Genomic DNA, 19438 nt, shown 5'->3' on the forward strand with positions numbered 1-19438 from the left:
CGTCCTGCGCCGAGCAGGCCGACCGGCCCGCCGATAAGGTCAAGTGATGTCGTCCCCGGACCCGCTTCGGCCGTCAGCGCCCACCGTCACCACGGTGTGGCCGGGCACGCCGTATCCGCTGGGTGCCACCTACGACGGCGCGGGCACGAATTTCTCGCTGTTCTCGGAAGTCGCCGAGAAGGTCGAACTGTGCCTGATCGCCAAGGACGGCACCGAGACGCGGATCAACCTCGACGAGGTCGACGGCTACGTCTGGCACGCGTACCTGCCGACCATCACCCCCGGTCAGCGCTACGGCTACCGCGTGTACGGGCCGTGGGCGCCCGAGGCCGGGCACCGCTGCGACCCGTCCAAGCTGCTGCTCGACCCGTACGGGAAGTCCTTCCACGGCGACTTCCACTTCACCCAGGCGCTGTTCTCCTACGACCTCGCCGCGGAGGACCCCGCGCAGGGCGGTACTCCCCCGATGGTCGACTCCCTGGGCCACACCATGACGAGCGTGGTGATCAACCCGTTCTTCAACTGGGGAAGCGACCGCGCGCCACGCACGCCGTACCACAAGACGATCATCTATGAGGCGCACGTCAAGGGCATGACGCAGAGCCACCCGGGCGTCCCGGAGGAACTGCGCGGCACCTACGCGGGCCTGTCCCACCCGGTGATCATCGACCACCTCAAGTCGTTGAACGTCACGGCCATCGAACTGATGCCGGCCCACCAGTTCATGCATGACCACCGACTCGTCGAACTCGGGCTGCGAAACTACTGGGGCTACAACACCGTCGGCTTCTTCGCGCCGCACTACCAGTACGCGGCCAACCGCAAGGCCGGCGCCGCGGTCGCGGAGTTCAAGAGCATGGTCAAGGCCTTCCACGAGGCCGGCATTGAGGTCATCCTCGACGTGGTCTACAACCACACCGCCGAGGGCAACCACCTGGGGCCCACAATCAACTTCCGCGGCATCGACAACGCCGGGTACTACCGACTGCTCGACGGGGATCTCAAGTACTACAAGGACTTCACCGGGACGGGCAACAGCCTCAACGCCCGTCACCCGCACACCCTGCAGCTGATCATGGACTCCCTGCGCTACTGGGTGCTCGACATGCACGTCGACGGCTTCAGGTTCGACCTCGCGTCGACGCTCGCGCGCGAGTTTTACGACGTGGATCGACTGAGTGCGTTCTTCGATCTCGTGCAGCAGGATCCGGTGGTCAGCCAGGTGAAACTCATCGCCGAACCATGGGACATCGGCGAGGGCGGCTACCAAGTCGGGAACTTTCCAGGTTTGTGGACCGAGTGGAACGGGAAGTATCGCGACACTGTGCGTGATTACTGGCGGGGAGAGCCCGCAACCCTCGGCGAATTCGCGTCCCGGCTGACCGGGTCGTCGGATCTGTATGAGGCCACGGGCCGACGCCCCGGGGCCAGCATCAACTTCGTGACCGCCCACGACGGCTTCACACTGGCAGATCTGGTCTCCTACAACGAGAAACACAACGAGGCCAACGGTGAGGACAACCGGGACGGCGAGAGCCACAACCGGTCGTGGAACTGCGGCGTCGAAGGTCCCACCGACGACCCCGAGATCCTGGCGTTGCGTGCCAAGCAGATGCGCAACATCATGGCGACCCTGATGGTCAGCCAGGGCACGCCGATGATCAGCCACGGCGACGAGTTCGGTCGCACGCAGTCGGGCAACAACAACGTCTACTGCCAGGATTCGCCGCTGTCGTGGATGGACTGGAGCCTGGTGGACACCAACGCCGACCTGCTGGCGTTCGTCCGTCGTGCCACCGCATTGCGCTCTGCCCATCCGGTGTTTCGGCGGCGCCGGTTCTTTGCGGGCAAACCGATCCGCACGGGTGCTCAGATCCGCGATATCGCGTGGTTGACCCCGGCCGCGCAGGAGATGACGCCGGAGGACTGGGGGGCGGGATTCGGCAAGTCCGTGGCGGTGTTCCTCAACGGGGACGCCATCCCATCGCCGAACGAACGCGGTGAGCGGGTCGTCGACACCTCGTTCCTGCTGTGTTTCAACGCCCATGACGCGGCGCTGGACTTTATGGCACCCGACGACAGTTACGCCTCCGAGTGGACCGCGGTGCTCGACACCGCCGTCGCCGACGGCGCCGGTACGGTCGTGGTCAAGGCTGGCGAGAAGATTCCGCTGGAGCCCAGATCCGTTCTCGTCCTGCAGAAGACAGAGTGAACGCATGGCACACCCAGTGCTGTCCACCTACCGCCTGCAGATGCGCGGCGACGCGTTCACCCTGGCCGACGCCACCCGGCTGGTGGATCACCTCGACGACCTCGGCATCACCCACCTGTACCTGTCGCCGATACTGACTGCGGTCACGGGTTCGACGCACGGCTACGACGTCACCGACCCCACAGCCGTCTCGACCGCACTCGGTGGAGCCGAGGGTCTTGCCGCGCTGTCGGCGGCGGTCCGCGAACGCGGTATGGGGTTGATCGTCGACATCGTGCCCAACCACGTCGGCGTTGATCAACCTCAGCAGAATCCGTGGTGGTGGGATGTGCTGCGGCACGGGCGATCATCGCCCTTCGCGACGTTCTTCGACATCGACTGGACGTTGGATCCCGAGGGACGCATCGTGCTGCCGGCGCTCGGCGACGACGGTGACGTGGACGCCCTTGAAGTCGACGGAGACATGCTGCGCCTGGGTGATCTGGTGTTCCCCATCGCGCCGGGAACCGGTGAGGGCTCGGGCGCGCAGGTGCACGACCGACAGCACTATCGCCTGGTGGGCTGGCGCAACAACATGTGCGGCTACCGCCGATTCTTCTCGATCACTTCGCTGGCCGGTCTGCGACAGGAGGACCGTGAGGTCTTCGACGCGAGCCACGCCGAAGTGCGGCGGTGGTTCGACGAGAACCTGGTCGACGGCGTGCGCATCGACCATCCCGACGGCCTGACCGATCCCGTCGGCTACCTGAACTGGCTGCGCGAGATCATCGGGCCCAGAGCCTATCTGGTGATCGAGAAGATCCTGGCGCCCGACGAGGCGTTGGAGCCCACGCTGCCGGTGGACGGCACCACCGGATATGACGCCCTGCGTGAGATCGGCGGCCTGTTCCTCGATCCCGCGGGCCGACCGGACCTGACGGCGCTGTCGGCCGACGCCGGATTCGCCCACGACAGCGTCGGCGAACAGATCGCGGCCCTGAAGACCGTCGCCGCCACCGAGACGCTGGCCAGTGAACTGGCGCGGGTGCGGCGGTCGATCGTCGCGGCTGCGGGTGCCGATCATGACCTGCTGCCGCAGGCCGTCGCCGCCCTGCTGACCCACATCGACGTGTACCGCTGCGACTACCCCGCGTTGGCCGCGATGATGTCCACCGCGATCGCCGAAACAGCAGCGGCGGCACCAGAACTCGCCGCACCCCTGCAGATCGTCGCGGCGGCGCTCAACGCTCCCGAACCGGCCGCCAGGATTCAGCAGTTGTGCGGCGCGGTGACCGCCAAGGCCGTCGAGGACTGCCTGTTCTACCGCGACACCCGGCTGGTGTCCCTCAACGAGGTCGGCGGTGACCCCGAACGTTTCGGCGTCAGCGCCGCGGAGTTCCACCACAGCGCCGCGGTAAGGGCCGCGCACTGGCCCACCGCGATGACCGCGCTGACGACCCATGACACCAAGCGCGGTGAAGACGTCCGTGCCCGCATCGGGGTGCTCTCGCAGGTCGCGGCGTTGTGGGCGCAACTCGTCGGGCTGTGGCAGGAGATGGCGCCGCCACCGGATGCGAGCACGGGACTGTTCCTGTGGCAGAACCTCTTCGGAGTCTGGCCCCGCGACGGGGTGATCGACGACGCATTCCGCTCCCGCGTGCACGGCTACGCCGAGAAGGCCATTCGGGAAGCGCACGTGCGCACGTCGTGGAACGACCCGGACGAGGAGTTCGAGGCCGCGGTGCACGCCTGGCTTGACCAGGTGCTCGACGGTCCGGTCGGCACCGAGATGACCGCGCTGGTGGGCCAGTTGGATGTCCATGCCCGCAATGACGCTCTCGGCCAGAAGCTGTTGTCGCTCACCGTCCCCGGTGTCCCCGACGTCTACCAGGGCACCGAACTCTGGGAGGACAGCCTGGTCGACCCGGACAACCGCAGGCCCGTGGACTACGCGGAACGGCGCGATGGGCTGGCCACGCTCGAGCACCCGAAGCTCCGTGTTGTGCGGGCCGCGCTGCACCTGCGCCGGCGGCGGCCGCAGACGTTCCTGTCCGGCGGTCACACGCCGGTGCTGCCGACGGGCGACGCGGCGCCACACCTGGTGTCGTTCCTGCGGGGCCACGACGTGCTGGTCGCGGTGAGCCGCTGGACGGTCACCCTTGCCGACGCGGGCTGGGGCGACACCGCACTTCCCCTGCCTGCGGGCACCTGGACCGACTGCCTCACCGGCGCACGGCATTCCGGATCTGTCTGTGCGGCAACCCTGTTCAAGGAACTTCCCGTGGCCCTGCTGGAGCGTGCCGATGACTGAGCACGAGTTCGCGGTCTGGGGGCCGCGTCCGGATCGGGTACAAGTCGACGTCGACGGCACGCTGTATCCGATGACGCGCTCAGGTGACGGATGGTGGCGGGCCACGGTCGCGGCCAACCCGGACAGCCGCTACGGGTTCGTCCTGGACGACGACGCCACGGTGCTCCCCGACCCGCGCTCCGCCCGCCAACCCGACGGTGTGCACGCCCGCTCGGCGCTGTGGGACGCCGCGGCGGCCACCTGGAGCGACGCGGATTGGGCCGGGCGCAGCATCGAGGGCGCCGTGATCTACGAACTTCACATCGGCACCTTCACCCCCGGTGGCACGTTCGACTCGGCGATCGAGCGACTGGACCATCTGGTGGACCTCGGCATCGACTTCGTCGAGATCATGCCCGTCAACGCCTTTGCGGGCCCGCGGGGTTGGGGATACGACGGCGTGCTCTGGTACGCGGTGCACGAACCCTACGGCGGGCCGGACGGCCTGGTGCGATTCGTGGACGCCTGCCACCGCCGCGGACTGGGCGTGCTGATCGACGCGGTGTTCAACCATCTGGGGCCGTCGGGGAACTACCTGCCGCGGTTCGGCCCCTACCTGTCGTCGGGCAGCAACCCGTGGGGTGAGGGCATCAACATCGCCGACGCCGACTCCGACGAGGTGCGCAATTACATCCTCGACTGCGCGCTGCGCTGGATGCGCGACTTCCACGCCGACGGACTGCGACTCGACGCGGTGCACGCCCTGGTCGACACCACGGCGATCCACATCCTCGAGGAGTTGGCCGCCGAGACCGACGCGCTGTCGGAACAGGTGGGTCGTCCCCTGTCTTTGATCGCCGAGAGTGACCGCAACGACCCGCGGTTCATCACGCCGCGCAGCCACGGCGGCTACGGCATGACCGCCCAGTGGGACGACGACATCCACCATGCGCTGCACACCGCCGTGTCGGGCGAAAACCACGGCTATTACTCCGATTTCGGCTCGATGGAGACGTTGGCTCATACTCTGCGGCACGGCTACTTCCACGCCGGAACGCATTCGTCGTTCCGCAGGCGCCGGCACGGCAGGCCGTTGGACACGTCGTTGATCCCCGGCTCACGTCTGCTGGCCTACACCAGCACCCACGATCAGGTGGGCAACCGGGCCATCGGCGACCGGCCCACGGCCTACCTGACCGACGGCCAACTGGCCGTCAGTGCTGCGCTGGCGTTGTTGACTCCGTTCACGGCGATGCTGTTCATGGGCGAGGAGTGGGCGGCCGACACCCCGTTCCAGTTCTTCAGTTCGCATCCCGAACCCGAATTGGGCGAGGCCACCAGGGTGGGGCGCAAGGCCGAGTTCGCCGAACACGGCTGGGACGCCGACGAGGTGCCCGACCCTCAGGACGAGCAGACGTTCCTGCGCTCGAAGTTGAATTGGACGGAACCCGCCGAGGACAGGCACGCGCGCATGCTGGGCCTGTACCGCGACCTGATTGCGTTGCGCCGCAAAGAAACTGATCTCACCGACTTCTGGCTCGACCACCTGGGTGTCGACTATGACGAGGACGCGCGCTGGATTGTGCTTAGGCGCGGTGCGTTGGCGATCGCCTGCAACCTGGGGTCGGACTCGGTGGCGGTCCCGGTGACGGGGGACGTCGTGTACGCCTGGGGAGAGCCACGCGTCGGCAGTGCCGCCACCGCGTTGGACGGGCAGTCGTTCGCGGTGCTGCGGACTGCTGAGGAACCGATCTAGGTCAAGTAGCGGTAGGCGGGTGAACCCGGCTCGAGCAGCTCGATATGGCACTCCGAATCGGACATCCGATCCAGCAGGCCCTCGAGGTCGGAGGCTGCGCCGAGTTGGATGCCGACCAGGGCCTCACCCGTCTCGCGGTTGTTGCGCTTGACGTACTCGAACAGCGTGACGTCGTCATTCGGGCCGAGCACCTCGTCGAGGAAGCGGCGCAGCGCGCCAGGCTCCTGGGGGAAGTCGACCAGGAAGTAGTGCTTGAGGCCCAGGTGGACCAGTGAGCGCTCCAGGACCTCGCCATAGCGGGAGACGTCGTTGTTGCCGCCGGAGATCAGGCAGACGACCGTCGATCCGGGTTCGACGTCGGCTTCCAGCAGGCCGGCCACCGACAGCGCGCCTGCGGGCTCGGCGATGATGCCCTCGTTCTGGTACAGATCCAGCATCGCGGTGCACACCGCACCCTCGTCGACCGTGGTGACCGACACCATGTCGCCGGCCGCGGCCAGTGCTTCGAAAGGCACTGCGCCGATCCGCGCGACCGCGGCGCCGTCAACGAACTGATCGACCTCGTCGAGGGTGACCGGCTCCCCCACGGCCAGGGCGGCCATCAGCGATGCGGCTCCGGCAGGCTCCACCCCCAGCACCGACGTCGAGTTTGTGCGTTCGGCGAGATAGCTCGCGATACCGCTGATGCACCCGCCGCCGCCGACGGGCACGACCACCTGATCGGGCTCACCATCGAGCTGATCGAGGATCTCGACCGCGATCGTGCCCTGCCCGGCCATGGTGCGGGGGTCGTTGTAGGGCGGCACCAGGGTGGCGCCGGTGCGCGCGACGTCGTCGAGCGCGGCCTCGGCCGCCAAGTCGTACGTCTTGCCACCGACGATCAGCTCGATCCAGTCGCCGCCGTGGTAGAGGATCCGGTCCCGCTTCTGCTTGGGCGTCTTCCCGGGGACGTAGACGCGCCCGTGGATACCCATGGACCGGCATGCCAGTGCAAAACCCTGCGCGTGGTTACCGGCCGACGAACACACCACACCCGCCGCGATCTCCTCCGGCGTCAACTGCATCAGCAGGTTGTAGGCGCCGCGCACCTTGTAGGACCGTACGACCTGCAGGTCCTCGCGTTTGAGGTAGACCAGTCCGCCAGTGAGCTGGGACAGCCGGTCACTGAACTGCAGCGGGGTCGGTGAGACGACGCCCGAAATTCGCTGAGCGGCCGCCTCGACGTCTGCCGCGGTCAGCGGCGACACCCGATGCTTCTGGCTCAGTTCAGTGGACACCGCTATATGGTGCCACGTGGGCTTTTGGCAACAGAAATCTTTACCGCACGTCAGCTCACGGGTGTGAGCACAAACACCGGTATCTGGCGATCCGTCTTCTTCTGATACTCGGCGTAGTCGGGCCAGGCCGCAACGGCCCGTTCCCACCACACCGCCTTCTCGTCGCCGAACACCTCGCGGGCCTCGTAGTCGCCTGAGCTGGTGCCATCCTGCAGTTCGACCAGCGGATTCGCCTTGATGTTGAAGTACCAGACGGGATGCTTGGGAGCACCGCCGAGGGAGGCGACGACGGCGTACTCACCGTCGTGTTCGACCCGCATCAGCGGGGTCTTGCGAATCTTGCCGGTCTTGGCGCCGACAGTGGTCAGCAGCACCACGGCCTTACCGTTGAGTTCGGTGCCCTTCGTGCCGCCGGACTTCATGTACTCCTCGGCGTTCTCGCGAGCCCAGTCCGAGGTGCTGGGTGCGTAATCCCCTGTAAGTGGCATGTAGCCAGGCTAGCGAAATCGATGCGCCGGATCCGGGGTTTCGGTTGACCGAAAACTTTTCTGAGAGCTATCGTGGACCTCATGACCACCGCCGAGCAGTTCCGCTCAGCCGTCGCCCACCCCGCATCGCGGGAGGTGACGATCGCCGGTGTGCCCTGGCCCGCCTACAAGGTGTTCGCGCTGATCGTGGCCGCGGTGGTCTTCGGTGTCGTTGGCCTGATGACGGCCAGCATGGGCGCCGGCGTCCTGACCGGCGCGGCTGTGGCCACCGTCGTATGGGTGGGTTTCGGCGTCGCGCATCGCACGCGCTGACCCTCGATCACATCAGAGTGAGCACAACCCTGTCCGGCCCCTAGGGGTCTGCGAGCATCTCGAGGTCCCACCGGGAGTCGAGGGAGTGCGCGGATGATCGAGACGGCCACGCCACGTGAGCCGGGGCCGCGCCGCGTGGAATGTCGTGACCAGCTTTGATCCGTACGCGTGGAACAACTTCGGCCACGGGCACGGGCCCGCCGAGGAGCCGCCCAGCCGGGCCGACCGGTACCGGCGTGCCGCGGAGTTCGTCGAGGTCGTCCGCGCGCTCTGGGACTCGTGGGACGACGACGCCGTGCTCGGCGACAAGGCCAGCGGGGCGTTCGGCAGGGCCTTGGCCGATCAACTGAGCGTCGATCCGGACGAGCTGGACTTGGACAGCCCGCTCCCCCGTTGGCTGCTCGAGGGCGCGGAGTCCATCACCGGCTCGCAAGGAGCCCGCAATATCGTCGTCAAGCTGGCCCGTCGCGAGAACCTCACGGTCCGAGAGATTCTCGACCGCGTGATGGACTGGCATCGTCTTGTCATCGGCACTCCCGAACAGCTCGCCGACACCATCGAGGAATGGTTCCGCTCCGGTGCCGTGGACGGCTTCAACCTCATGCCCGACGTGTTCCCCTCCGGATTGGAGCTTTTCGTCGATCACGTGGTCCCCCTTCTGCGTGCGCGTGGAATCTTCCGGCACGAGTACAGCCACACCACGCTGCGCGGCCACCTCGGCCTGCAGCGTGTGCCTGACAGCTGGGCGCGACTGTTCTCGCAGGCGGGCTGACCCGCTCACTCGCACCCGTCACCGAATTGCTGACGGGGCGAACTGATTCATCCTCATTCACCGCAAATCAGCTCGTGTCTCTCCGCGCGCGTTGACTTTTGATGCGTTGAGCCTCCTCGACTGCACGGGGACGTCTGCGGCGGGGCATCTGCAGTCCGCGGTTGCTCGTCGGTGCGGGTGTCTGCGTCGGCTGGGTTGCTTCCGACAGTGGTGCGGTGGTGGTGTCCCAGTGTGGGAACACGATGCGGCTGCCGGGGTGGGTGGTGTAGGTGTGGCCGGTCGGTGCAGTCCAGACGATGGTGCCGTCGGGGTGCTGAACGTCCGACCAGCCCTGCTCTCCGGTCCAGAATGTCTTGAGCAGGTGGTTCTTTCGGCACAGGCAGCGAAGGTTCGACGGGTGTGTCGGACCGGTTGGGTAGGCGATCGCATGGTCGATGTCGCAGAACTGCGCCGGGGTGGTGCAGCCGGGAAATCGGCAGAACATGTCCCGGTTGCGGACGAACGCCGCCAACGCCGCTGAGGGGCGGTAGCCGGGTTCGGGGTCGGTGGGTGGGGGTCTCATCGGTTTGACGGGGGCACCGTTGATCAACAGCTCTTCCAGTAACGGCTGGGGCACGATGCCGCCGCCCTGCAACACCGCCGCAGGCCGCCGGGACGGCGCGGACGGCGCTATGGGGATTTCGGGTGGTGCCGGCGGCGTTGCGGAGGTGTCGGCTGCCGGGGAACCAGCCTGGCCGCCGGCTGGTGACTCGACCTCGGTGCCGGCATTCGAGCCTGTGGGCGTCTTTGTGGCCGTCTTGGCCGCGGCAATGTTGTTGCGGGCAGCGGTGATCGCCCGTTCATCGGCCAGCACATAAATCACCGCCGCACTGCGGCTCGGCGTCACCTTGGCGCCGACGCACTCCGGATTGCCGCAGCGGCACGTCAGGGGTCCGGACTCGGCAGCTATCGCCCCTATGGCATCGGAACGGCGTTCGCCGGCGTTTCGCGGGTCATCGGCACACAGGTGGCGGGTGAGCTCGGCGAAACGTTTCTTGATCAGTGCAGCGTCGGTCTTGAGGAGCCGTCCCCACATCGAGCAGGTCCCGGTTTCGTCCTCGGGCTTGCCGAACTGCACATCCCGACCCCGGGCGGCGGCTTCGAAGGCGTCCAGGGCATCGGGATCGTATTCGGCGAGCACTTTGTCGATCGCCTGATCCAACTGGGCATCCGACATCACGCCCCACCGCCTGGCCGCAAGGGCGAGCTCACCGTCGATGGCCGCCATCGGTTCGTCGTCGATCACCATGCGGGTGCGCCAGCAGATGGTCGAGGCGGTGCGCGCGGTGATCGTCCCGGCCTGCAGCAGCGTGAAGACCCGAGGCAGGCGGGTGTGCAGGGCTTGGGCCATGTGCATCTGACCGGAGGCTTTGCGGCCGCTGATGTTCAACGCGGCGCCGATTTCGGCCGCGCAGGCATCCCAGGTGTCACAAGCCCACAGGGCGCGCTCGTCCTCATCAACGACCCGCAACTCCATCAACGCATGGATCGCAGCCAACCGACCCGCCGCGGCAGCAGCCTCCGCCCGTGCGAAACCACTGATCGCGGAGACGACAGCCACGTCGTCATCCGGATCAAACCCTGAATCGCACATACGTTCGATTGTCCAGACGGTGCCGACAAATCACCACCACAAGAGCGCCACCCTGGGGATGAAACGCCAACTGTGGATAAATCGCGTGAGAGAGCCTGGATGACCGGTGGGCCGCTACCCGAAGAACGCTTGAACCGTTGAGCGAGAGGGGGTTTGGTACTGCCAGGGCTGACTGCTAGCGCCTACCGCCAGCGCTGAGGGTCCATTACCAGCTGAGTGCCACTGCCAGTGGCCCAAGGGCGACTATGCGTACGGAACCGAAGCCCAGCGGGTCTTGAGTCACGCCTCGACAGTCGACGGCCTATGCCACGGGGATGACGCCGCACGACGTCCACGATCCAGAACGAGAATCAGCGACGCCCAGCGCGCAACACCCACGGCAACGCCGTCAGAGCCACGGCCTGAATGAGTACCACCGCGATCACCACCGCAGTCACCGACCGCTGGTACAACAGACCCGTCAGCACCCCGCCGCCGGCCAGAGCCGTACCGACCACCGCGGCGTAAACGCCGTAGGCCGTGGCCCGCCTCGGTGACGGCACCAGATCGGCGACCACCGCGCGCAGTGTCGAATCCTGGATTCCGACCGCGGCGCCCCACGCCACCGCACCGGCGATCACCAGCCGCAGGTCGGTGCTGAACCCCAATGCAGGCACGGCGGCGGCCAACAGGGGCAACACCGCCAGCACCCGGCCCCCGACCCGGTCATAGGTCCACCCCGTAATGAGTGCCGCCACCGCTGCGGCCGCCATCGCCGCGGCGTAGATGACCGGAACCCACCCCGCGCTGACTATGCCGCGCGAGACCTGGTGAAAGGACAGCACCGCGAACGTGGTGAACCCCAGCATGGTCGCCGCCGAGAACCCCGAATACACCCAGAATGACGACGAAAACCGTGGTGCGGGAGATGATTCGACGTCCACGCCTGACGCCGCAGCCTCATAGCGGGCCGGTTCCGGGACACGGGCGCGCAGCCACAGCAGCAGGGCGATCGCCGCCACGCCCGGAATCGCCAGCAACGCCATCGTCGGCCCGTACGCCCCGCCGAACACCACCAGCAGGCCTGCCACCGCGAGCGGCCCGGCCAGCGCCCCAACCTGGTCGAGCGCCTTGTGCACCGCGAACCCGCGACCCCGTCCGGTGACCGCGGCGGCATGCGAGAGCAGCGTGTCCTTGGCAGGACTGCGCACGGCCTTACCGACACGCTCGGCGATGATCAGCGCACCGGCCACCCACAACACGCCCGCGATCCCAAGGAACGGCACGGTGCACACCGTGAGCAGGTAACCCCCTATGGCCCACGCCCAGAATCGGCCCGTGCGGTCGGTCAACGGCCCCGACGCCAGGCGCAGGATCAGCGCGGCGGCCTCCCCCACACCGCTGATGAGGCCGACGACCGCGGCCGTCGCGCCCAGCGATGCCAGCAGAGGACCGGTGATCGACCGGGCGCCCTCGTAGACGACGTCGGCCAGCAGGCTCACGACACCGAAGGTGGCGACGAACCGCCACGCACTCAGCATCGGGCGGCTAACCGCCGAGGCAGCCCGGGCCCAGCAGGGCCTTCAGATCACCCATCAGCGCCGAGGACGGCGTAACACGCAGGGACTGGTCCAACTCCAGCGTGGTGATGCGCTCACCGCTGATCAACCGCAGGTGCACCTGTGAGGTCCCGGGATGCCGGGCCAGCACCTGCTTGAGCGCGGTGACCTTGTCCATGGTGCACTGCCGGGTGGGCAGGCTGACCGCCAGCGGACGGTCGGGCTGGGCGCTGGAGAAGTCGGGCACCACGAGGTCGTGCACGATCAGCGAGCGACGGTCATCGCGCACGGCCACCTTGGCCTTGAGGATCACCACGGTGTCGTCCGCCACGTCCGCGCCGTACACCGAATAGGTCTGTGGGAAGAACAGCACCTCGATACCACCACTGAGGTCCTCGAGTTGCGCTGAGGCCCAAGGGAGTCCGTTCTTGTTCACGCGCCGGTTGACCGAGGCGAGGATGCCACCGACCTGCACCTGGGCGTCGTGGGCGACGTCGCCGTCGAGGATGGCCGGGATCTGGGTGTCGACCTGGTTGGCCAGCAGGTGCGCGACTCCATCGAGGGGATGCCCCGACACATAGAGGCCGAGCATCTCGCGCTCCAGCGCGAGTTTGTGCTTGTCGTCCCACTCCTCGTCGGGCACCTTGATGGTGAAAACCGAATCCGTGCCGCCGCTCTCGTCAGCGCCGCCGAAGAGGTCGAACTGGCCCATGGCCTCGGCCTTCTTGGTGCCCAGCACCGAGTCGACGGCGTCGGTGTGCACCAGGAACAAACCCTTGCGTGCGTGCTTGAGCGAATCGAACGCGCCCGCCTTGATCAGCGACTCGGTGACCTTCTTGTTGCAGGCCGCGACGTCGATCTTGTTCAGGTAGTCCGAGAAGTCGGTGAAATTGCCCTTCTGCTTTCGGGTTTCGATCAGCGAGGCCACGACGTTGGCGCCCACGTTGCGGACCGCGCCGAGGCCGAACCGGATGTCCTCACCGACCGAGGCGAAGTTCTGCACCGACTCGTTGACGTCGGGCGGCAGCACGGTGATGCCGAGGCGACGGCAGTCGGACAGGTAGACCGCGGCTTTGTCCTTGTCGTCACCGACGGACGTCAACAGGCCGGCCATGTACTCCGAGGGGTAGTTGGCCTTCAGGTACGCCGTCCAATACGACACCAGGCCGTAGCCCGCCGCGTGCGACTTGTTGAACGCGTATCCGGCGAACGGGAGGATCGTGTCCCACAGCGCCTTGACGGCCTTCTCGGAGAAGCCGTTGGCGGTCATGCCCTCGTAGAAACCCTTGTACTCGGCCTCCAGCACCTCAAGCTTCTTCTTGCCCATGGCCTTTCGAAGCGCATCGGCCTTACCCATGGTGTAGGAGGCGACCTTCTGGGCGATGAACATGATCTGCTCTTGGTAGACGATCAGGCCGTAGGTCTCCGACAGGATGTCCTTGAGCGGTTCTTCGAGCTCAGGATGGATCGGCTTGATCGGCTGCCGGCCGTTCTTGCGGTCGGCGTAGTCGTTGTGGGCGTTCATGCCCATCGGACCGGGCCGGTACAGCGCCAGCACCGCGACGATGTCGTTGAACTCGGTGGGCTGCATTCGGCGCAGCAGGTCACGCATCGGCCCGCCGTCCAGCTGGAACACGCCGAGGGTGTCACCGCGGGAGAGCAGTTCGTAGGTCGCCGGATCGTCGAACGGCACTGCGTCCAGGTCGAGTTCAATGCCGCGGTTGGCCTTGATGTTCTCGAGCGCGTCCCCCATGATCGTGAGGTTTCGCAGGCCCAGGAAGTCCATCTTCAGCAGGCCGATGGCCTCACACGACGGGTAGTCCCACCCGGTGATGATCGCGCCGTCCTGGGGACGCTTCCACAACGGGATCGCGTCGATCAGCGGTTCGGAGCTCATGATGACCGCGCAGGCGTGCACGCCCGCGTTGCGCACCAGACCCTCCAGGCCGCGCGCGGTCTCGTAGATGGTCCGGACATCCGGATCGGTGTCGATCAGACCGCGGACCTCGGCGGCCTCCTTGTACCGCTCGTGGTTCGGGTCGGTGATGCCCGACAGCGGAATGTCCTTCGCCATGATCGGCGGGGGCAGTGCCTTGGTGATCCGGTCGGCGATCGCGAAGCCAGGCTGCCCGTAGTGCACGCGGGCCGAATCCTTCAGAGCCGCTTTGGTCTTGATGGTGCCGAAGGTGATGACCTGTGCGACCCGGTCACTGCCCCACTTCTCGGCGGCATACCGCACCATCTCGCCGCGACGACGGTCGTCGAAGTCGATGTCGATATCGGGCGCGGACGGGCGTTCGGGGTTGAGGAAGCGCTCGAAGAGCAGGCCGTGCGGAATCGGGTCGATGTTGGTGATGCCCAGTGCGTACGCCACGAGTGATCCCGCAGCCGAACCACGGCCCGGGCCCACCCGGATGTCGATGGACTTCGCGTAGTTGATCAGGTCGGCGACGATCAGGAAGTACGCCGGGAAGCCCTTGCCGCAGATGACGTCGATCTCGTACTCAGCCCGATCGGTGTACTCCTGCGGCACATTGTCGGGGAACCGCCGCTGCAGGCCCGCACGCACCTCATGCCGCAGCCACGACCCCTGGTCGTGGCCCTCCGGCACGGGGAAGATCGGCATCCGGTCGACGGGCGCCCACACCTCGTCGTACGGCGTGACGCGCTCGGCGATCAGCAGCGTGGAGTCACACGCACCCGGCACCTCGTCGTCCCAGATCGCCCGCATCTCGGCGGCGGACTTCAGGTAGTAGCCGTCACCGTCGAACTTGAATCGGTTGGGATCCGAGAGCGTCTTGCCGGTCTGGATGCACAGCAGCGCCTCGTGGTTGTGCGAATGCTCACGTGTGACGTAGTGGCAGTCGTTGGTGGCCAGCGGCGGAATGCCGAGCTTGCGGCCGATCTCGAGCAGCCCTTCACGAACCCGCCGCTCAATGGACAGCCCATGGTCCATCAGTTCGAGGAAGAAGTTCTCCGGGCCGAAGATCTCCCGCCACTTGGCGGCGGCCTCCAGGGCCTCCTGCGTATGGCCCAGTCGGAGCCGGGTCTGCACCTCACCGGAGGGGCATCCCGTGGTGGCGATGATGCCCTCGGCATTCTCGGCGATGATCTCGGCGTCCATGCGGGGCCACTTGCCGAGCTGGCCCTCGAACGACGCGAGCGACGACAGCTTGAACAGGTTGCGCAGACCGGTCGCGTTCTGCGCGACCATCGTCATGTGCAGATAGGCGCCGCTGGCCGACACGTCGTCGGCCTTCTGGCTGGGGTCGCCCCACGTGATGCGGCGGGTGTCGAACCGCGACGCGGGCGCGATGTAGGCCTCGACCCCGATGATCGGCGTGATGCCGGCGCTCTTGGCCTCGTTGTAGAACTGGCTGGCGCCGAACATGTTGCCGTGGTCGGTCATGCCGATGGCCGACATCTCCAGGCGGGTGGCCTCGGCCAGCATGGGCTTGATCTTGGCGGCACCGTCCAGCATCGAATACTCGGTGTGGTTGTGCAGGTGAACAAAGCCGCGATTACCCATAGGCCCGTCAGTCTAGAACCCCCATCCGACACCGCCCGGGTGACTCGCGGACGGTGCTGGGTGTCTCGGCGTGCCGCCCGGCGTGTCGTCGCCGGGCGGGTCCGAGACGCGGTTTTCAGGCCTCGTCGCGCAGCAGGCGCGCCATCCCCTCGGACTCCTCGGCGGTCATCTCACCGGACAGCTGGAGCGTGTCACCGTCGAGGCGCTGGCCGATCGACGGAGCCGACACGACGACCCCGCCGCGCACGAACGCGACCTGCTTGCCGATGTTGGCCGCGGTGAAGTCGGAGAACGTCTGCGCCGACTCCGGTGTCAGGGCGACCTGCACGTAGTAGGAGTTGTTCAGCGGCGACAACAGCGCCTCGGCCTGGGTCAGTTGAAGCTGCACCGCCTCGGCACTGAGTGTGAACAGCGCCGTCTTCTCGATGTCACACAACTGCACGGTCTCGGTCGGCGGACCCACCATCCCCTGCGGACACTCCTCAGGTGTGGTCATCACGGCCTTGACCACCGGACGCACGGTCAGCGGTTTGATCGACGGCCCGGCAGGCGTGGGCACCGCGGCGACCTCAGAACCCGAGGCGGACTCCGGTGAGCCGAATCCCTGCTGGATCAGCGCGGCTGAGAGGGGCACGATCATGGTCAGCCCGACCAGTGCCGCGGTCACCGCAATCCAGCGCCTGCGGCGATTGCGTGCCGCCTCGCGGCCCGCTGGGTCCGTCATCTGTTCACCTTTCGCATTCGCACCGCCCGTGGGCTGACGAAAATCTGGTGCCGAGCACACCATGGTCGCTGCCGGACAATAACTCAGCATGAAGCTGCTCTGGGCGGGACTCTTCGCCGTCACCCTCGCCGTCGCCGGAATCGGGGTGCTGCGGACCGCGCTCGACCTCCGCACCGGAGAAGTCGTGGAGCGTTCGTGTGGCCCCGCGCCGCTCGCCGAATACTGCGTCGAACGCCGAGTGCTGTCGGCCATTCCGCTGCTGCGTGAGGAACGTCGCACGGTCGAGGTGCACAGCGCGCGCAATCCCGCCCGCAACCTGTACCTGCCCGACCCGTTCCTCTCAGCGGTCACCATCACGTGGAGTCCCCTGCGAGTCACCCTCACCGACGAACTCGGCTACTCCCTGGTGCTCGACGACGGTTATCTGCGCAGGCTCCACGACTGACGGCGCGCGGCGGGCACGCCGGACGGCGTCGGTGGTGAACACCGCCAGGGCCACCCAGATCAGGGCGAAGCCGACCCAGCGGGCGGTCGGCATGGGTTCGTGTCCGACCACCACACCCCACGTCATCTGCATGGCGGGATTCAAGTACATCAGCAGGCCGAGCGTCACCAGTGCCAGGCGCTGAGCCGCGGCCGCGAAGAACAGCAGAGGGATGGCGGTGAGTGGGCCCGCCAGAACCGTCAGGACGATGTGCCAGCCGCCGTTGGACAGGAACTGACCGGTGCCGGCCCACCCGAGGACGGCGAGGTACGCGATCGCGAACGGCGCCGCAAGCCCGGCCTCCACGCCGACGCTGACCCGGGGGTCGGTCGGGACGATCTTCTTGACCACGCCGTAAAGGCCGAACGAGAACGCCAGACCCAGCCCGATCCACGGCGGCGCACCGACCTCGACCACCAGCACCCCCACGGCGGCCACGGCGATGACCAGGGCCACCATCTGCATCCGGTTGAGCCGCTCCCGGAAGAGCAGCATTCCCAACAGCACGCTGACCAGTGGGTTGATGAAGTATCCGAGCGCGGCGTCGACGACGTGGCCGTTGCTCACGGCATAGATGTAGATGACCCAGTTCATCGAGATCAGCGCCGAGGCGGCCGCAAGCAGCAGCCAGACTCGTCCACTGATTCGACGCAGGTCGCCCAGTCGCCGGACCACCGCGAGGACGACCAGCATGAAGATCAGCGTCCAGACGATCCGGTGCGCCAGCACCTCGAACGCGCTGGCGGGCTTCAGCAGTGGAAAGAACGCCGGAAACAGGCCCCAGGTTCCGTAGGCGCCCAACCCGAAGAGCAGGCCGGCGCGCGAATTGCGCTGTGCTGCGTCCTGACTCACTCTTGGTGGCGCAGCACGTCGAGCGCGTGCTGCAGGTCCGCAGGATAGGGGCTGGTGATCTCGATCCGCCGCCCGTCGGCGGGATGCGCGAACGCCAGCGACCGCGCGTGCAGCCACTGTCGTTCCAGCCCAAGCTTTTTCGCGAGCGTCGGATCAGCACCGTAGGTCATGTCGCCACAGCACGGATGGTGCAACGCCGCGAAGTGCACGCGGATCTGATGGGTGCGACCCGTCTCGAGGTGCACGTCGAGCAGGCTGGCCGCCACGAACGCCTCGATGGTGTCGTAGTGCGTGATGCTGTGTCGCCCGTTCTCGGTGACCGCGAATTTCCAGTCGTGACCTCGGTGGCGGCCGATGGGCGCGTCGATGGTGCCGCTGGACGGGTCCGGATGGCCCTGAACCAGGGCGTGGTACCGCTTGTCGACGGTGCGCTGCTTGAAGGCCCGCTTGAGGAGTGTGTAGGCGCGTTCGGACAGCGCCACCACCATGACACCCGAGGTGCCGACGTCCAGGCGGTGCACGATGCCCTGGCGCTCGTGGATACCCGACGTGCTGATCCGGTACCCGGCAGCCGCCAGGCCACCCAGCACGGTCGGGCCGTGCCAGCCGACTGTGGCGTGCGCCGCCACGCCGGGCGGTTTGTCGACCGCGACGATGTCATCGTCGGAGTAGAGGATCGACATGCCCTCGATGTCCTCAGGCGTGTTGGTCGGGGGCGCGGGCGGTTCAGGCAGCCGGACCTCGAGCCAGGCGCCCGCGGCTAGCCGATCGGACTTGCCCGCCGGGACGCCGTCGATGTCGACCCCGCCGTCCTCGGCCAGCGCCGCGGCCGCGGTCCGGGACAGTCCCAGAAGCCGCGCCAGGCCGGCGTCGACCCTCATGCCCGCCAGTCCCTCTGGGACCGGCATCGACCGGTCGGCCATCACTGCTCGGTATCGGACGTGGATTCGGCCGTCCGCCTGCCCGCCACGTCGTAGTCGAATCCGAAGAGCGACAACGTGACCAGCAGGATCGCCCCACCGACGACCGCCGGGTCAGCCACGTTGAACACCGGCCACCAGCCGATCTGCAGGAAGTCGACCACGTGTCCGCGAAGCGGGCCGGGTGAGCGCAGGAAGCGGTCCACGAGGTTGCCGAGCGCCCCGCCGAGGATCATGCCCAGGCCCAGCGCCCACCATGGCGACACGAGGCGTCGGCCCATCCAGATGATGCCGATCACGACGCCCGTGGCGACGAGCGTGAGCACCCAGGTGTAGCCCGTGGCCATCGAGAACGCCGCACCGGAGTTGCGCACCAGCGTCCACGTGACCGTGTCGCCGATGATCGAGACGGGCTGGCCGGGCGTCAGAAGGCGGACCGCGAGAACCTTGGTGACGACGTCGAGCAGCAGCACCACCGCCGCGACGGACAGCAGCAGGCGCAGACGCCCCTGAGGCGCCGGGGCCGGTTCCGCGGCCGGCGTCACGGGGGTTTCGGCCGGGTCGCCGGTCGAGGCGGTGTCGGCCGGGGCGCCACCTGCGGCGTCCTCGATCACCTCGTCTGCCGCGGACGTCCCTGGTTCGACCGCGCCGGGAGATTCGTCAGTCACTCCC

Annotated in this window: 15 protein-coding genes; 6 read left to right on the forward strand and 9 right to left on the reverse strand. The window is 67.2% G+C overall.

Features of this window, described 5'->3' with window-relative positions:
• The first annotated feature begins 46 nt into the window (after positions 1 to 46).
• From glgX to treZ, 3 genes are read left to right on the forward strand one after another with little or no spacing between them, the layout of a single operon-like run.
• Positions 47 to 2212 (forward strand): glycogen debranching protein GlgX, encoded by a 2166-nt coding sequence (glgX, locus tag G6N34_RS12250; RefSeq protein ID WP_085151187.1) that lies wholly within the window; start codon positions 47 to 49, stop codon positions 2210 to 2212.
• A 4-nt stretch (positions 2213 to 2216) separates the two neighbouring features.
• On the forward strand, positions 2217 to 4502 hold the full coding sequence (treY, locus tag G6N34_RS12255; protein ID WP_085151188.1) for a malto-oligosyltrehalose synthase: 2286 nt from the start codon (positions 2217 to 2219) through the stop codon (positions 4500 to 4502).
• Positions 4495 to 6237, forward strand: a complete 1743-nt coding sequence (treZ, locus tag G6N34_RS12260; RefSeq protein WP_085151247.1) for a malto-oligosyltrehalose trehalohydrolase — start codon at positions 4495 to 4497, stop codon at positions 6235 to 6237. The genes treY and treZ overlap by 8 nt, the downstream gene beginning before the upstream one ends.
• On the opposite strand, the gene ilvA is transcribed toward treZ, so the two are convergent.
• Both ilvA and G6N34_RS12270 read right to left on the reverse strand, forming a co-directional pair.
• Positions 6234 to 7514, reverse strand: a complete 1281-nt coding sequence (gene ilvA / locus G6N34_RS12265) for a threonine ammonia-lyase IlvA (protein ID WP_085151189.1) — start codon at positions 7512 to 7514, stop codon at positions 6234 to 6236. The two genes, treZ and ilvA, sit on opposite strands and share 4 nt — an antisense overlap.
• 50 nt (positions 7515 to 7564) lie before the next feature.
• On the reverse strand, positions 7565 to 8002 hold the full coding sequence (locus tag G6N34_RS12270; RefSeq protein ID WP_085151190.1) for a nitroreductase family deazaflavin-dependent oxidoreductase: 438 nt from the start codon (positions 8000 to 8002) through the stop codon (positions 7565 to 7567).
• An 81-nt stretch (positions 8003 to 8083) separates the two neighbouring features.
• Here G6N34_RS12270 and G6N34_RS12275 point away from each other — a divergent pair, with 81 nt between their 5' ends.
• Positions 8084 to 8314: a hypothetical protein gene (locus G6N34_RS12275; RefSeq protein WP_085151248.1), complete on the forward strand. Its 231-nt coding sequence runs from the start codon at positions 8084 to 8086 to the stop codon at positions 8312 to 8314.
• A 115-nt stretch (positions 8315 to 8429) separates the two neighbouring features.
• Positions 8430 to 9086, forward strand: coding sequence for an LLM class oxidoreductase (locus G6N34_RS12280; RefSeq protein WP_085151191.1), 657 nt, complete (start codon positions 8430 to 8432; stop codon positions 9084 to 9086).
• 67 nt (positions 9087 to 9153) lie between these two features.
• Here the strand turns inward: G6N34_RS12280 and G6N34_RS12285 are convergent, their stop codons facing one another.
• The 4 genes from G6N34_RS12285 to G6N34_RS12300 all read right to left on the reverse strand — a co-directional run bounded on the left by G6N34_RS12285 (position 9154) and on the right by G6N34_RS12300 (position 16510).
• The gene (locus G6N34_RS12285; RefSeq protein ID WP_235680627.1) at positions 9154 to 10686 is read right to left on the reverse strand and encodes an HNH endonuclease signature motif containing protein; all 1533 of its coding nucleotides are present in this window, start codon (positions 10684 to 10686) and stop codon (positions 9154 to 9156) included.
• 383 nt (positions 10687 to 11069) lie between these two features.
• Positions 11070 to 12239 carry an MFS transporter gene (locus tag G6N34_RS12290; protein ID WP_085154702.1) on the reverse strand — a complete coding sequence of 390 codons (1170 nt, stop codon included), beginning with the start codon at positions 12237 to 12239 and terminating at the stop codon, positions 11070 to 11072.
• A gap of 7 nt (positions 12240 to 12246) precedes the next feature.
• Positions 12247 to 15786 carry a DNA polymerase III subunit alpha gene (gene dnaE, locus G6N34_RS12295; RefSeq protein ID WP_085154704.1) on the reverse strand — a complete coding sequence of 1180 codons (3540 nt, stop codon included), beginning with the start codon at positions 15784 to 15786 and terminating at the stop codon, positions 12247 to 12249.
• 115 nt (positions 15787 to 15901) lie between these two features.
• Positions 15902 to 16510: a SecDF P1 head subdomain-containing protein gene (locus G6N34_RS12300; RefSeq protein WP_085154706.1), complete on the reverse strand. Its 609-nt coding sequence runs from the start codon at positions 16508 to 16510 to the stop codon at positions 15902 to 15904.
• Between the two features lie 88 nt (positions 16511 to 16598).
• Between G6N34_RS12300 and G6N34_RS12305 the strand changes: the two genes are divergently transcribed.
• Positions 16599 to 16955, forward strand: coding sequence for a hypothetical protein (locus tag G6N34_RS12305; protein ID WP_085154708.1), 357 nt, complete (start codon positions 16599 to 16601; stop codon positions 16953 to 16955).
• Here G6N34_RS12305 and rarD read toward each other — a convergent pair.
• Genes rarD through lspA form a run of 3 tightly spaced genes read right to left on the reverse strand, consistent with a single transcriptional unit; the run spans position 16851 to position 19434 of the window.
• Positions 16851 to 17846 (reverse strand): EamA family transporter RarD, encoded by a 996-nt coding sequence (rarD, locus tag G6N34_RS12310; RefSeq protein WP_085154710.1) that lies wholly within the window; start codon positions 17844 to 17846, stop codon positions 16851 to 16853. The genes G6N34_RS12305 and rarD overlap by 105 nt on opposite strands.
• A complete protein-coding gene (locus G6N34_RS12315; protein ID WP_085154712.1) occupies positions 17843 to 18769 on the reverse strand; it encodes an RluA family pseudouridine synthase in 927 nt (308 codons plus the stop codon). The genes rarD and G6N34_RS12315 overlap by 4 nt, the downstream gene beginning before the upstream one ends.
• Positions 18769 to 19434 (reverse strand): signal peptidase II, encoded by a 666-nt coding sequence (gene lspA / locus G6N34_RS12320; protein WP_085154844.1) that lies wholly within the window; start codon positions 19432 to 19434, stop codon positions 18769 to 18771. The genes G6N34_RS12315 and lspA overlap by 1 nt, the downstream gene beginning before the upstream one ends.
• Positions 19435 to 19438: the final 4 nt, after the last annotated feature.

Source organism: Mycolicibacterium confluentis (assembly GCF_010729895.1).
Taxonomy (GTDB): domain Bacteria; phylum Actinomycetota; class Actinomycetes; order Mycobacteriales; family Mycobacteriaceae; genus Mycobacterium; species Mycobacterium confluentis.

Bases quoted from the DNA above. Each gene is read 5' to 3' on its own strand.
- G6N34_RS12275 (WP_085151248.1), top strand. From the start codon at position 8,084: ATGACCACCGCCGAGCAGTTCCGCTCAGCCGTCGCCCACCCCGCATCG.
- treY (WP_085151188.1), top strand. From the start codon at position 2,217: ATGGCACACCCAGTGCTGTCCACCTACCGCCTGCAGATGCGCGGCGAC.
- G6N34_RS12270 (WP_085151190.1), bottom strand. From the start codon at position 8,002: ATGCCACTTACAGGGGATTACGCACCCAGCACCTCGGACTGGGCTCGC.
- glgX (WP_085151187.1), top strand. From the start codon at position 47: ATGTCGTCCCCGGACCCGCTTCGGCCGTCAGCGCCCACCGTCACCACG.
- G6N34_RS12305 (WP_085154708.1), top strand. From the start codon at position 16,599: ATGAAGCTGCTCTGGGCGGGACTCTTCGCCGTCACCCTCGCCGTCGCC.
- G6N34_RS12300 (WP_085154706.1), bottom strand. From the start codon at position 16,510: ATGACGGACCCAGCGGGCCGCGAGGCGGCACGCAATCGCCGCAGGCGC.
- treZ (WP_085151247.1), top strand. From the start codon at position 4,495: ATGACTGAGCACGAGTTCGCGGTCTGGGGGCCGCGTCCGGATCGGGTA.
- dnaE (WP_085154704.1), bottom strand. From the start codon at position 15,786: ATGGGTAATCGCGGCTTTGTTCACCTGCACAACCACACCGAGTATTCG.
- G6N34_RS12290 (WP_085154702.1), bottom strand. From the start codon at position 12,239: ATGCTGAGTGCGTGGCGGTTCGTCGCCACCTTCGGTGTCGTGAGCCTG.
- G6N34_RS12315 (WP_085154712.1), bottom strand. From the start codon at position 18,769: ATGGCCGACCGGTCGATGCCGGTCCCAGAGGGACTGGCGGGCATGAGG.